The organism is Halomonas sp. RT37, assembly GCF_040070525.1.
In the GTDB taxonomy this organism is placed as follows: Bacteria; Pseudomonadota; Gammaproteobacteria; order Pseudomonadales; family Halomonadaceae; genus Halomonas; species Halomonas litopenaei.
Window position 1 is genome coordinate 2455842 of sequence record NZ_CP098827.1, and the last position, 13072, is coordinate 2468913.

The window sequence follows — 13072 nt, forward strand, 5'->3', positions numbered from 1 at the left end:
CCTCGATGGGCGCGGGCACCGTCTAGACAGGGCCCGGGATTGTCACCGGACTGTCACCCGTAACACCTAGACTTTTCATAAATCTGATAGCCGTACGCGTTGCCACCGGAGGAATACCATGCCCCATCTACTCAGATTCTCGCGGGACCTGGAGGCACGCCTGGATTTCCTGGCCGAAAAGACCGGCCTGTCGAAGGCTGCACTGATCGAACGTCTGGTCAGCGAAGGCGCCGAAATCCTCGAAGCCGAGCTGGCCCACGAGGGCGCCGGCAGCCAGCGTGCGGAGCGCTCCATCGATCAACTTCTGCGCGAAAGCGGGCTCGGCGCCTGACGACTCGCCTGAAAAGTGCCTGCGCTCGGTAATACGGCGTTAAAAATCGGCTGGTGCGCCAGCCCGGTCAAAATGCTCATTTACACCCCGTAAACTGCGCTTTCTCACCGATTTTTGCCTTGTCTAACCTTCGCTCGTCAACTTTTCGGACAAAGGCTAGCGCTGCGCCTGGTGCAGACCTTCTCGCAGCGCTTCTGACTCCCCCCCGGCCGGCTGCTCGGACATCGCTCTTGCCAGCGCCGCTCTGGGGTCGCGAGGATAGTAGCGTTCCGGCTGACGTGCCACGTGGGGAAAGAACCGCGTGTCCTTGTAAGGCATCTTCATGAAGCCTGAGATACCCAGTCCCTCGATCAGCTTCACCGCATCGACGATGTCCTCGAGACAGTCATGGAATTCCTGCTCCCTTGAAGGGTCGAGCAGCCGATAGTGGTGGTGAATCTTGAGATGCGACGGCAGCACCTCGAAGATGATCATGCCGGTGTGGTGGATATCATTGAGCGCCTGCAACGAGGTGATGATCGCCTCCGGCAGGACCAGCAATTCCTCAGGGTCGGGACCGTCCTCGAAATAGCTGTGCAGACGGGAGCGATCCTCCAGTTCCGGCACCGCGCTGACCTCATAGGACAGTTTCAGCGACGGATCGACCACGAAGGGGTGATCCGGACTGGTACGCTCCAGGTGCAGGGTATCGCGGGCATTGAACAGGCAGCTCTTGAAGATGCCCCGCCGATGGATCGCCCGCGCCAGGGTCACCATGTTGTTGACCGCCGCCACGAAGGCTCGTTTGAGCCCTGCGTCGTGCAGATTCAATGACGAGTCGATATAGACGCCATCGGCCTCCCAGCGCACCGCCAGTCCTCCGACCACCGGGTACTTGCCCAGCCGGCTGACGGCGGCCAGAAAGGCTTTTTCGGTCTCCCCCATGCCCTGCATGAAGTTGCGATAGTAGCGATCGAGCTGAACATCGTTGACGTCATTGAGCGTCTCCTCCACGCCCTCTTCCCTCAGAAATGCCTTGCGCGAGCTGTACACCACGGTATCGATCTCGCGACTCAGCGCGCGGCTCCACACCGGCACCTGTGCCACTTCCTGGGGCCGCGGCAGATCGAGCATCACCAACCGTCCCAGGCGCGGCATTTCGGTAATGAAGTGGTCGCCGGCCCTCAACCGCACCTCGGGGTCGGGATCGAGCATCCCGTCCAGGGTCCTGGCAAACTCCATCGGCAGACCCAGCGAGGTGGCGGGAATGGCGCGATGTCCAAAACGGCAGGACTGCGCCGAGGCCAGCGCGTAGAGGGTCCCGGCGACACCCTGCTCGTCGAAGCGCGGTGATGACAGCGCGCCCCCAAGCTGGTCCTCGCCGATGAAATAGACGTCCCCGAGCCTGGCGTTGGTCTGCTGCAGATTGTCGGACATCAGCTCCATCACGTTGGCGGTGACGAACTGCAGCCGTGCGTCGAGCTGTGCAAATACCGACGACCCCCAGTCGATCAGCGCCACCGTTTCGTCGCGGGCGTCAAACACCAGATTCGACGGTTTGATGTCGCCATGGACCACCGGCTTTCTCGGGGCGCCGGCGGGGGTGGTTTCACGCCTCAGCTCACGCAGGATATCCGCCAGTTGGGTGGCGATACGCACCACCAGCCGTGGTGACAGCCGACCCTGACGCAGCGATACCTCCTCCAGATTGAGCCCCGGAGCCCGCTCCATCACCAGAATCGCCTGGTGGCGCACCCGTTGATAGGCGACCAGCGCCGGCACACGGGGATGCACCACCTGCTCGAGCATGAAGGCCTCTTCCTCGAGGCGATCCTGCAGGTGCTGCGGCAACGTGACCCGGCTGAACTTGAAGACGTGATGGCGCTGGTCGGGACTGACCCCGGCAAACACGAAACCGTAGGCGCCCTTGCCGACCAGCTCGATGCGCCGATAGCCCAGCTGCTCGAGCTGGGTACGACACAGCGCGACCCACTCCTTGAGCTTGCGCGCGTCGTCCTGGCTGAGCAGGTAGATCGACTGATCTTCCGGGATGTAGAACTGCTGCAACGGGGCCTGGGGCATGGCGGTATCCTCCACCGATACACGATGCCACGGCGGCGCCTCGGGCGCACGCCGTCACAACCGTTCAGGACAGGTGAAGCAGCATGCTTTCAGGGTCCTCGAGATAGCCTTTCCAGGCATTGCAGAAACGCGCGATGGTGCCGCCATCCAGCAAGCGATGATCACCGGCCCAGGTCACCGTCATGATGCCCCGACGCACGACCTGCCCTGCCTCGTCGAAGCGTGGCAGCCACTGGGTCTTGCCGATGGCCACGATCGCCGACTCGGGGATATTGATGATGGGGGCGGCATAGGTCCCGCCGAGGGCACCGATGTTGGAGATACTGATCGTGCCTCCCTTGAGGTCGCTGGCAGCCACCCGCCCCTCGCGCGCGGCCTCGGTCAGGCGCTGCACCTCGGCGGCGATCTCAAGCAGGCTCAGGCGCTCACAGCCCTTGATATTGGGCACCATCAGGCCGGCCTTGCCGTCCACCGCCATGCCCACGTTGCAGTGGGGCGGATAGTGGATTTCGGTGGCCTCGTCATTGAGACGCGCATTGACCAGGGGATGTTCGTCGATCGCCAGCGCCAGCGCCTTGATGAAAAACGGCATCAGGGTGAGCTTGACGTCCCTGGCTTCGGCCTGGGGCTTGAGCCGGCCGCGCAGGGCCAGCAGGTCGGTGACGTCGATCTCTTCACCGTACTGGAAGTGCGGCACGCTGCTGGCCGCCGCCACCATCTGGCGCGCCATGGCCGCCCGGACCCCGCGCAGCGGTTCCACTCGCACCTCTCCCTCGTCGCGGGCTGTTGCATCGGTGCCGGCGAGAGAGCCCGCCCCTGCTGACTCGGACCTGGAATCGGACCCGGAATCGGCCGCGCAAGCAGCACCGCTGTGTCGAGCGCCATCGAGAAAGTTCAGCACGTCTTCCTTCAACACGCGGCCCTGGCGACCGCTGCCGGGAATGTCCTCGAGTCGCAGCTGGTGTTCTCGGATCAGTCTGCGTACCGCCGGGCTCGCCGGGATGCGCCCGTAGGGGCCCTTGCCCCCCTCGGACGCAGCCGTGTGCGCGGGAGAGTCACTCTTCCGGGTCGGGGTCGGGGGCGACGCCTCCTCGACCGCCAGCGCTTCACCAGCGGCGGCGGCACCCGCCACCTGATAGGCAAACAGCGGCGCATGGACCTTGGCCATCTCGCCCTTGGCCACATACAGCTCGGCAACGACCCCATCCTCCGGCGCAGTGATCTCGACCATGGCCTTGTCGGTCATGACATCGACCAGTCGCTGGTCTTCGCTGATCTCGTCACCCTGGGCCACGTGCCATTCGACGATCTCGCACTCGACGATGCCCTCACCGATATCGGGCAGAATAAAGTCTACCCGTCGCCCCGCACCGCCCTTTTCGCTGGAGCTCGACGGCGGCTCTACTGGCTCTGCCGGCTCCTGGACAGGCGCCTCTTTCGGGCTGGCGGCTTGCGCCGGGGCATTGCCTTCGCTTTCAGTCTGACCCTCATCACGCTGGGCCTCTTCGCCCTGACCATCGCCGCCCTGATGCTCGCCACGATAGGCAAACAAGGGCGCATGGACTCGAGCCATTTCACCCTTGGCCACGTGCAGCCTGGTAACGACGCCGGCTTCCGGGGCGGTGATTTCCACCAGCGCCTTGTCCGTCATCACCTCGACCACAGGCTGGTCTTCGGCGATGGTATCACCCTCGGCAATCTTCCATTCCATCACCTCACACTCGACGATGCCCTCGCCGATGTCAGGCAGCTTGAACTCTGTCATGTCTTGGCTCCCGGCGCCGTCTCAGTAGTGGAGTGAGGTCTTGATGGCCTCGTAGATCTTCAGATGGTCGGGCAGATACTCCTTCTCCAGCGTCAGCGGAAAAGGTGTATCGATGCCGGTCACCCGTTGGATCGGCGACTCCAGGTAAAGAAAGCAGCGCTCCTGAATGGCAGCGGCGATCTCTCCGGCGAAGCCCCCTGTGCGGGGCGCCTCGTGGGTGATGACCAGGCGGCCTGTCTTCAGTACCGACTCGGCGACGGTATCCTCGTCCCAGGGCAGGATGCTGCGCAGATCGATCACTTCGCAGGACACCCCGTCCTTTTCTGCCATCTCCACCGCCCGATCGATCACCTCCATCTGAGCCCCCCAGCCCAGCAGCGTGATATCGGCTCCTTCCTTGGTCACCTCGGCTTCTCCCAGCGGCAGCTGGTAATCCTCTTCCGGGACCTCGCCGGTGGAGGCGCGATAGAGGCGCTTCGGCTCGAAGAACAGCACGGGATCTGGGTCACGAATGGCGGCCAGCAACAGGCCCTTGGCCTCGTAGGGATTGCGCGGCACCACGATCTTGAGACCCGGGGTGTGGGCGAAATAGGCCTCGGGCGACTGGGAGTGATAGAGGCCACCGGAGATACCACCGCCGTAGGGCGCGCGGATGGTCAACCCGCCGACGTTGAACAGATCGCCGGAGCGGTAGCGAAACTTGGCGGTCTCGTTGACGATCTGGTCGAAGGCCGGAAAGATGTAGTCGGCGAACTGGATCTCCGCCACCGGCACCGATCCCTGGGCCGCCAGCCCATTGGCGAAGCCGATGATGCCCTGCTCCACCAATGGCGTGTTGAAGCAGCGCGCCTTGCCGTACTTTTCCTGAAGGTGACTGGTCGCACGGAAGACGCCACCGAAGCCCCCGACGTCCTCACCGAAGCACAGCACCTTGTCGTCTTCGGCCATGGCGATGTCCAGCGCCTGGTTGATGGCCTGCAGCATATTGATGGTCGGCATCTCAGTCCCCTCCCTGGTCGGCATCGCGATGGCTCAACGCCGGGTCCAGCGACCTGGCCCCACGCGGATAGGCCTCCGGGTAGCGACGAACATGCTGCTTGAGAGCATCGAGCTGATGCTGCAGCGCAGGCGTCACGTCGGCATAGACGTCGGTGACCATGGTATCGATCGCCGGAGGTGGGCGCTTTTCGGCCCGTTTCATGGTTTCCAGCACCTCGCGACGCAGTTCGTCCTGCAACGCCTTTTCCTCGTCTTCGCTCCACCAGCCCTGGGCCTCGAGCCACAGCTGCATGCGCCGGATCGGGTCCTTGGCCCGCCAGGCGTCCTCTTCCTTGCGCGAACGATAGCCCGATGGGTCATCGGAAGAGCTGTGGGCCGCCAGACGGTAGGTCATGGCCTCGATCAGTACGGGCTTGTTCTCCTCCACCGCCAGACGTCGTGCCTTTTCGGTGGCCCGGTAGACCGCCAGCACGTCGTTGCCGTCGACGCGGATCACGTGCATGCGATATCCCAGCGCCCTGGGCGCCACGCCATCCGCGGCGAACTGCTCCACCGACGGCGTGGAAATGGCGTAGCCATTGTTGCGACAGAAGAAGATCACCGGCGCTTCGTGTACCGCCGCCATATTGAGCGCCGCGTGGAAATCGCCCTCGGAGGCAGCGCCCTCACCAAAATAGACGATGGTGCAGAGGCCCTCTCCCGCCAGCTTCTGGCCATAGGCATAGCCCGTGGCCTGGGGAATCTGAGTCGCCAGCGGTGATGAAATGGTCATGTAGTGCAGCTTGCGCGACCCATAGTGGATCGGCATCTGCCGGCCCTTGCCGTAGTCCAGTTCATTGCCGAACAACTGGTTCATGAACTCGTCGAAGCTGAAGCCGCGATAGGCCAAGGCGCCCTGCTCTCGGTACTGAGCCATGATCATGTCGGCGTCGTCCAGGGCGGCGGCGCTGCCGATGACCGCCGCTTCCTCGCCGGTGCACTGCATGTAGAAGCTCAGGCGTCCCTGACGCTGCGCCGCCATCATGCGCTCGTCCAGCACCCGGGTGGCCACCATGGCGTGGTAGATTCTCAGCGCCTTGTCGCGCTCGAGATCCGGCCCTTCGGCGCCGTCATGGAGGGTGCCATCCTGGGATAGCACCGCATATGTGGGAATGCTGTATTCGTCGCCGGACAGAAAGTCCGGGCGGTGGGTCTGTGCGGTCGTCGTCATCGTGCTGTTCCTTTGCCCCTTTTGAGGGCAGTGTTGTCTTTATTCCCGCCCCTTGCCAGGGGATTGCCCGTGGCGGGACCAACGCACTGACTTGACGTTAACGTAAACTGAGACGCCTGCCTAGCCGCGACTTTGGTCGAAAATTCGTCTCGAATTGCCTCGATGGACCGCTTTGCGGCGAGCACCATGGGACGCCCGAACCGGGCCACCGTGACGGGGAGACCGGCTGGTGAGAGACGCAGGCCACCACGAAGCCCCCCTCTCTGCACGGGGGCTTCGCGGATACGGAGATCAGGAAAGGGAAAGCGGACCAGGTCTCGGTGTTCGGACCCGGACGACGCCATCAGGCCCGGCGAGCAGGAGCCAGGCGCGCGAACACGCTGTCCACCGTCAGCGCCAGCAGTGCAATCAGCACTGCGCCCTGGACGATGTAGGCGGTGTTGCCATTGACGATACCGGAGATGATCGGGTCCCCAAGGTTGCTTGAACCAACGGTAGCACCCAGGGCGGCGGTGGCGATGTTGATCGTCACCGAGGTGCGAATACCGGCCAGGATCACCGGTGCCGCCAGCGGCAATTCCACCTGGCGCAGGATCTGGCCACTGGTCATGCCCATGCCACGGGCGGCCTCCCGCACCGAGGGATCGATACCCTCGATCCCGGCGAGAGTGTTACGCACGATGGGCAGCAGACCATAGAGCAGCAATGCCACCACGATGGGCAGGGTGCCGAAACCCAGCACCGGCACCGCCAGCGCCAGTACCGCCACCGGAGGAAACGTCTGTCCCAGCGATGCCACCTGGGCGACCAGCGGCAGAAAATCGCGTCCTCCCGGACGGGTGACGGCGATGGCGCCGCCCACCCCGATCAAGGTAGCCAGCACGGCGGCAACGCTGACCACCAGCAGATGGCGTCCCAACAACACCAGAAAGTCCACCCGCGAGAAGATCACGTCACGGCTATCGGGCTCGACCCAGCGAAACAGCGCTTCCAGCTGCCCCATCAACAGACAACCCGCCAGCAGCAACAGCCCCCAGATGACAGGAACCCGCCAGCGGCTGGCCCAGTGCTCAGTCATGGCCCCGGGCTCCCACCAGCCGACGAAAGCTCAGTTCGCCGATCGGAATATCATCGTCATCGACCACCGCCAGGCGCTCGACCCGGCGCCATAGCATCACCGACAGCGCCTCCCGGAGGGAGGCGCCCTGGTCGATCCGCTCGCGCGCCACGCCACCGGTGCCCAGGGGCATCATGCGCTCGCTAACCGGCAGCAGCGCTGCCTCCTTGAGGCCGCGATCCTCGCCCCCCAGCAGCGAGGCGACGAAATCGTTGGCGGGGTCTCTCAGCACGCTCAATGGATGCCCCTGCTGCATGATCTGCCCTTCGTGCATCACCACCAGCCGGTCAGCCAGGGTCAGGGCCTCGTCCATGTCGTGGGTCACGAATACGATGGTCTTGCCCAGCCGCGCCTGAAGATCACGCAGCTCCAGTTGCAGGCTCTCGCGGGTGATCGGGTCGAGGGCGCCAAACGGCTCGTCCATCAGGAGGATATCCGGGTCCGCCGCCAGGGCGCGGGCGACCCCGACCCGCTGCGCCTGCCCCCCGGACAACTGGTCGGGGTACTTGCCGGCAAATTCGTCCATCGACAGCCCCAGCAAGGCCATCAGCTCCTCGACCCGTGCGTCGATCCTGGCCTTTGGCCACTTGAGCAGTCGCGGCACTAGGCCGATGTTGCGCGCCACGGTCCAGTGGGGGAACAGACCGGTGCTCTGGATGGCGTAGCCGATCCGACGCCTCAGCGTCTCTTCCCTGAAGCTGCGAATGGGCTGCTGGTCGATATGGATCTCGCCATCGCTGTGTTCGATCAGCCGGTTGATCATCCTCAGGGTGGTGGACTTGCCGCAGCCGGAGGTCCCCACCAGGCAGCAGAACTCCCCGCTCTCCACCTTCAGCGAAATGCTGTCCACCGCAGTGGTCGACCCGAAACGCTTGCTGATATTGATCAATTCGATCATGCGGCCTCTCCTCTCCCCAGTCGCCTCGACAGGTTGCCGAGTACCGCATCGGCGAGTATTGCCATCACCAGAATGGGCAAGGCCCCCAACAGCACCAGATCCATGGCGGCCTGACCCAGCCCTTGAAAGATGAAACGCCCGAGCCCACCGGCGCCGATCAGGGCCGCCACCGCGGTCAGGCCAATGGCCTGCACCGTGGTGATGCGCACCCCTTCCAGCAGTACCGGCACCGCCAGTGGCAGGCGCACCTGAAAGAAGATCTGCAACCGACTCATGCCCATGCCGCGCGCCGCCTCGATCACACCGGGGGAAACGCCCTCCAGGGCAACAAAGGTGTTTCTGACCATCGGCAACAGGCTGTAGGCCACCAGGGCCAGTAGCGCCGGCGCCCAACCGATGCCGCTGATGCCGAGCGAATCGACCCAGGGGTAGCGATTGGCAAGCCAGGCCAGCGGTCCGAGCAACAAGCCGAACAAGGCCAGACTGGGGATCGTCTGCAGGAAATTGAGTACCGCGAAGGCGCCCCGTTGCACTTCGGGATAGCGCCGCATCAGCAGCGCGATGCCGGAGCCGAGGACCAGACTGACGCCGACGGTGGTAGTGACCAGCAGCAGGTGCTCGCCGATGGCCAGCCAGAAGTCATCGGCACGGCCCTGGTACTCCTGCCACAACGCCAGACGATTCAGCCCCAGCGGCAGGCAGACGGCGAGCAGCGCCAGCGGAGTCAGCATCAAGAGCCAGGACACCCCGGTCGACAGCCGCTGTCGAGTCCGCAGGTCCAAAAGCGCCAACATCAGCACAAACAGCGCACACCAGATGCCTGAACCGATCCCGAGCCGCGCCTGGGGCAGCTCAGGATCGATGAGCTGGTGCACCGCCAACACCAGCCACAGCGGCAGGCCTGCCAGCGCCAGCAGCACCAGCCCAAGCGAGCGCCAGCCGGGGTCAGCGCTACGCGCCGACAATGCCGCAAGGCCCATGGGCAGGCTGGCCAGCAGCGCCATGGCGGGCCCGGCCACCTCCCAGGCGTAGAGAGCCTCGCCGGGCACAATACGATTCGGTGCGACGCTGACCACAGGCAAGGCCCACCAGGCACCGAGCCCCACCAGCATCAGAGTCAGCAATACCGTATTGCCGCGCTCACCGTTCACTGCACTCAAGAGACCGATGGCTCAGTCCTCGAGAGTCGACAGGTAGTCGGCGGCCACCTTCGCCGGGTCCAGACCGTTCACCGCCACGTCACCGTTGAGACGCTGCAGGGTCTCCAGATCCAGCGACTGGAACACCGGCGCCAGAGCCTCTTCGATCTCGGGGTGAGCCTCGAGCACCTCCTTGCGCACGACGGGAGCCGGCTGATAGACCGGCTGAACACCCTTGGTGTCGGTCATCACGGTGAGGTCCAGCGCCTGCAGGCCACCATCGGTGCCGTAGGTCATCGCAGAATTCACGCCGCTGGTCTGCTGGGCCGCGGCGCGCATGGTCGCGGCGGTGTTGCCCCCGGAGAGTACCAGCAGGTCGTCATCGTCCAGAGAGAAGCCGTAAGCCTCCTCGAACGCCGGCAAGGCAAAGGCGGACTCGACGAAATCGGTACTGGCCGCGAGCTTGTATTCGCCCCCCTGGTTGATGAAGTCAGCCATGTCTTCCAGGGTCTCGAGCCCGTTGTCACGGGCGACATCTCCGCGCACGCTGATGGCGTAGGTATTGTTGGCCGAGGCCGGCTCGAGCCATACCAGCCCCTGCTCGGCGTCCTTGCTCTTCACCGTTTCATAGGCCTTGTCCGCGTCATGCCACACCGGGCTGTCGGTCATGTCGTGGAAGAAGGCACCGTTGCCGGTGTATTCCGGATAGATATCGATCTCGCCGTTGATCAAGGCCTCGCGCACGATGCTGGTGCCGCCAAGCTGAAGCCGATCCTCGACCTCGAGCCCTGCCGCTTCCAGGCGCTGCAGGATCATCTGACCCAGCACGGAGCCCTCGGTATCGATCTTGGAGGACACCACCAGCGGGTCCTGTGCTTGAACCTGCCCCGCCAGGGCAGAGGCGACCATCACGGCTAACACCAGGGGACGTTTCATATATCTCACCCAATTCCTTGTGTGTGTATGCTGAGTATAAGGAGGCAAGGCCAAGCCTGCTGAACGTTTCACCAACGTGAGTCCATCATGACCTCATGCCAAGGCGCAACCACCGCCGTCCAGCTCGGCGCAGTACCCAACCATCCCATGGTGCGTGATCTGGCATGGCTGATGACGGCTCCCGACCTGATCGACACCGACTGGCCCGGGCGTCCGAGTCTGACCCAGCTCGGGCTGGGCGAGCCGGAGCACCGACACGCCTATCTGGCGGCCATCGACGCCGACCCGAGCTCACTTGAGGCGATGGTGGGGCGCACCGCCACCACCCGGCTTGGACAATATCACGAGTTTCTTTGGCAATTTTTGCTCTCTACGGCACCGGCTACCGAGTTGCTGGCTCACAATGTGCCTATTCGAGAAGAAAAGCGGACCCTGGGCGAACTGGACCTGCTCTACCGCAACGCCGATGGGCGCCTTCAACACCTGGAAGTGGCGATCAAGTTCTTTCTCGGCCTCCCCTGCGGTCCGGGGGACTCGGGCGATACCTGTCGCTGGATAGGCCCCGGGGGGCTGGACAGCCTGGCGCTGAAGGTCAGCCATCTGTTGCATCATCAACTGCCCCTGCTGCAGAGCCAGCGCGCCCGAGAGCTTTTGCTTCTGGGCCTGAATGACAGCCCCGCCAACACGATCAAAGAGGCTCCCCTGGCGTCACTGCAACACGGAATCGAGGCCCACCTGGCGATGCCCGGGGTGTTGTTTCAACCCTGGCACTGTCCCATGGCGCTACCCCGCGGCGTGCCGGATTCGGCGCTACAGGGGCTCTGGTGTCACTGGCGCGACTGGTCGGCCCTGTGCCGACAGTTCGAGAACATGCGCTTCGGTACCTGCCTGGCGAAACCCCATTGGCTGGCCCCGCCACAACCGCGACACTGGAGCAGCCGTGACGACCTGACACGGGCGCTGGCGGCACATTTCGCCACCTATGCGACACCGGTACAGGTGATGCTGACCGAGGACCCCCTGCGCTTCGAGCGAGAGGCACTGGACCCGCCGCTGGATGGCTCATGGGTCCTTGGCCAGGATGCCGATGAGCCTGCCACCCAGGACATGAAAAATGCGCCGCCCGCGGCATGCGGACGGCGCATCTTCGTGGTCGGCGACGACTGGCCCCGACAGGTCCCCCTGCCGCCCCGTGCGGTGCACAAGCGACAGGCGACTACGGGCTGAACTCAGCCCTTGTCGACCACCCAGGTGGTACCTTCGCGGGAGTCCTTGAGCACGATCCCCAGGGCGGCGAGCTCGTCGCGGATGCGGTCCGCTTCGGCGAACTGCCTGGCCTTCTTGGCCTCCGCCCGCGCCGCGATACGCGCATTGATCTCGTCTTCGGACAGCGCTACCGAACCACCCTTGAGGAAGGCGGCCGGCTCCTGGGTCAACAAGCCCAGGATACCGCCCAGACGCTTGAGCTCGAGCGCCAGGGCAGGAACGTCATCGCTGCCTTCCTTGCGCGCACGATTGAGCTCGCGTACCAGTTCGAACAGCACCGACAGGGCCTCCGGCGTGTTGAAGTCATCGTCCATGGCGGCGCTGAAGCGGGCGGCGTAGTCGCCCGGCCCCACTTCGATTTCCGCCGGCAGCGCGACGCCATCAAGCGCGGTGTAGAAGCGCTCGAGTGACTTGCGTGCCTCGCCAAGCGCCTCCGGGGCGTAGTTGATGGCACTGCGATAGTGGCTTGCCACCAGCAGATACCGCACCACCTCTGGATCGTGGTGCTCCAGCACCTCGCGAATGGTGAAGAAGTTGCCCAGGGACTTCGACATCTTTTCGCTGTCGACCCGCACCGCTCCGGCGTGCATCCAGGTATTGACGTAGCGCTCGCCTGTGGCCGCCTCGCTCTGGGCGATCTCGTTCTCGTGGTGCGGGAAGGTCAGGTCCGGACCTCCACCGTGGATGTCGAAGGTGTTGCCCAGGCAGCAGGTGGACATTGCCGAACATTCGATATGCCAACCCGGACGCCCCTCGCCCCAGGGAGAGGCCCAGCTGGCCTCACCCGGCTTGGCGCCCTTCCACAGCACGAAGTCCAGCGGATCTTCCTTGTGCTCGTCGACCTCGACGCGGGCGCCGGAGCGCATATCGTCGAGGTTACGATTATTGAGCTTGCCGTAGCCTTCGAACTTGCGCACGCGATAGTAGACATCGCCGTTACCCGGCGCGTAGGCAAAGCCCTTGGCGATCAGCACCTCGATCATGGCGATGATCTCGGCCACGTGGCCGGTGGCCCTGGGCTCCTGGTCCGGACGCTGGACAAACAGCCGACCTTCATCCTCGTGCATGGCGTCGATCATGCGCTCGGTCAGTTCACCGATGCTCTCGCCGTTCTCTTCGGCGCGACGCAGGATCTTGTCGTCGATATCGGTGATGTTGCGCACGTAGGTGACGTCATAGCCACGATGGCGCAGATAGCGGCTGATGACGTCGAAGGCGACCATGACCCGGGCATGTCCCAGGTGGCAGAAGTCATACACCGTCATGCCACAGACGTACATGCGTACCTTGCCCGGCTCGATGGGCGTGAACTCTTCCTTGGTGCGGCTCAGCGTGTTGTAGATCTGCATG

General features: G+C 64.1%; 11 protein-coding genes. 2 read left to right on the top strand and 9 right to left on the bottom strand.

The genetic code is table 11. The features are described from left to right. Positions 1–118: 118 nt before the first annotated feature. On the top strand, positions 119–331 hold the full coding sequence (locus NFG58_RS10395; protein WP_108449394.1) for a ribbon-helix-helix protein, CopG family: 213 nt from the start codon (positions 119–121) through the stop codon (positions 329–331). Between the two features lie 156 nt (positions 332–487). On the opposite strand, the gene NFG58_RS10400 is transcribed toward NFG58_RS10395, so the two are convergent. The 8 genes from NFG58_RS10400 to NFG58_RS10435 form a co-directional block, all read right to left on the bottom strand. Next, positions 488–2392 (bottom strand): protein kinase, encoded by a 1905-nt coding sequence (locus tag NFG58_RS10400; RefSeq protein WP_045993735.1) that lies wholly within the window; start codon positions 2390–2392, stop codon positions 488–490. A 64-nt stretch (positions 2393–2456) separates the two neighbouring features. After that, positions 2457–4157, bottom strand: coding sequence for a dihydrolipoyllysine-residue acetyltransferase (locus NFG58_RS10405; RefSeq protein WP_348828106.1), 1701 nt, complete (start codon positions 4155–4157; stop codon positions 2457–2459). A 21-nt stretch (positions 4158–4178) separates the two neighbouring features. Continuing rightward, on the bottom strand, positions 4179–5156 hold the full coding sequence (locus tag NFG58_RS10410) for a transketolase C-terminal domain-containing protein (RefSeq protein ID WP_045993737.1): 978 nt from the start codon (positions 5154–5156) through the stop codon (positions 4179–4181). Position 5157: 1 nt separating this feature from the next. Then, positions 5158–6366 (bottom strand): thiamine pyrophosphate-dependent dehydrogenase E1 component subunit alpha, encoded by a 1209-nt coding sequence (locus NFG58_RS10415; protein ID WP_045993738.1) that lies wholly within the window; start codon positions 6364–6366, stop codon positions 5158–5160. 343 nt (positions 6367–6709) lie between these two features. Continuing rightward, the gene (locus NFG58_RS10420) at positions 6710–7444 is read right to left on the bottom strand and encodes an ABC transporter permease (RefSeq protein WP_045993739.1); all 735 of its coding nucleotides are present in this window, start codon (positions 7442–7444) and stop codon (positions 6710–6712) included. Further along, positions 7437–8381 carry an ABC transporter ATP-binding protein gene (locus tag NFG58_RS10425; RefSeq protein WP_045993740.1) on the bottom strand — a complete coding sequence of 315 codons (945 nt, stop codon included), beginning with the start codon at positions 8379–8381 and terminating at the stop codon, positions 7437–7439. Before NFG58_RS10425 ends, NFG58_RS10420 begins: the two co-directional genes overlap by 8 nt. After that, complete coding sequence (locus NFG58_RS10430) at positions 8378–9532, bottom strand: ABC transporter permease (RefSeq protein WP_315900843.1); 1155 nt, start codon at positions 9530–9532, stop codon at positions 8378–8380. The genes NFG58_RS10425 and NFG58_RS10430 overlap by 4 nt, the downstream gene beginning before the upstream one ends. A 21-nt stretch (positions 9533–9553) precedes the next feature. Continuing rightward, positions 9554–10456, bottom strand: coding sequence for an ABC transporter substrate-binding protein (locus NFG58_RS10435; RefSeq protein ID WP_045993742.1), 903 nt, complete (start codon positions 10454–10456; stop codon positions 9554–9556). 87 nt (positions 10457–10543) lie between these two features. Here NFG58_RS10435 and NFG58_RS10440 point away from each other — a divergent pair, with 87 nt between their 5' ends. After that, a complete protein-coding gene (locus NFG58_RS10440; protein WP_348826421.1) occupies positions 10544–11683 on the top strand; it encodes a DUF1853 family protein in 1140 nt (379 codons plus the stop codon). 2 nt (positions 11684–11685) lie between these two features. On the opposite strand, the gene cysS is transcribed toward NFG58_RS10440, so the two are convergent. Continuing rightward, positions 11686–13071: a cysteine--tRNA ligase gene (gene cysS, locus NFG58_RS10445; RefSeq protein WP_348826423.1), complete on the bottom strand. Its 1386-nt coding sequence runs from the start codon at positions 13069–13071 to the stop codon at positions 11686–11688. Position 13072: the final 1 nt, after the last annotated feature.

Excerpts from the sequence above, each read along its gene's own strand:
- NFG58_RS10440 (WP_348826421.1), top strand. The coding sequence starts at position 10,544 with ATGACCTCATGCCAAGGCGCAACCACCGCCGTCCAGCTCGGCGCAGTA.
- cysS (WP_348826423.1), bottom strand. The coding sequence starts at position 13,071 with ATGCAGATCTACAACACGCTGAGCCGCACCAAGGAAGAGTTCACGCCC.
- NFG58_RS10410 (WP_045993737.1), bottom strand. The coding sequence starts at position 5,156 with ATGCCGACCATCAATATGCTGCAGGCCATCAACCAGGCGCTGGACATC.
- NFG58_RS10395 (WP_108449394.1), top strand. The coding sequence starts at position 119 with ATGCCCCATCTACTCAGATTCTCGCGGGACCTGGAGGCACGCCTGGAT.
- NFG58_RS10415 (WP_045993738.1), bottom strand. The coding sequence starts at position 6,366 with ATGACGACGACCGCACAGACCCACCGCCCGGACTTTCTGTCCGGCGAC.
- NFG58_RS10420 (WP_045993739.1), bottom strand. The coding sequence starts at position 7,444 with ATGACTGAGCACTGGGCCAGCCGCTGGCGGGTTCCTGTCATCTGGGGG.
- NFG58_RS10425 (WP_045993740.1), bottom strand. The coding sequence starts at position 8,381 with ATGATCGAATTGATCAATATCAGCAAGCGTTTCGGGTCGACCACTGCG.
- NFG58_RS10405 (WP_348828106.1), bottom strand. The coding sequence starts at position 4,157 with ATGACAGAGTTCAAGCTGCCTGACATCGGCGAGGGCATCGTCGAGTGT.
- NFG58_RS10435 (WP_045993742.1), bottom strand. The coding sequence starts at position 10,456 with ATGAAACGTCCCCTGGTGTTAGCCGTGATGGTCGCCTCTGCCCTGGCG.
- NFG58_RS10400 (WP_045993735.1), bottom strand. The coding sequence starts at position 2,392 with ATGCCCCAGGCCCCGTTGCAGCAGTTCTACATCCCGGAAGATCAGTCG.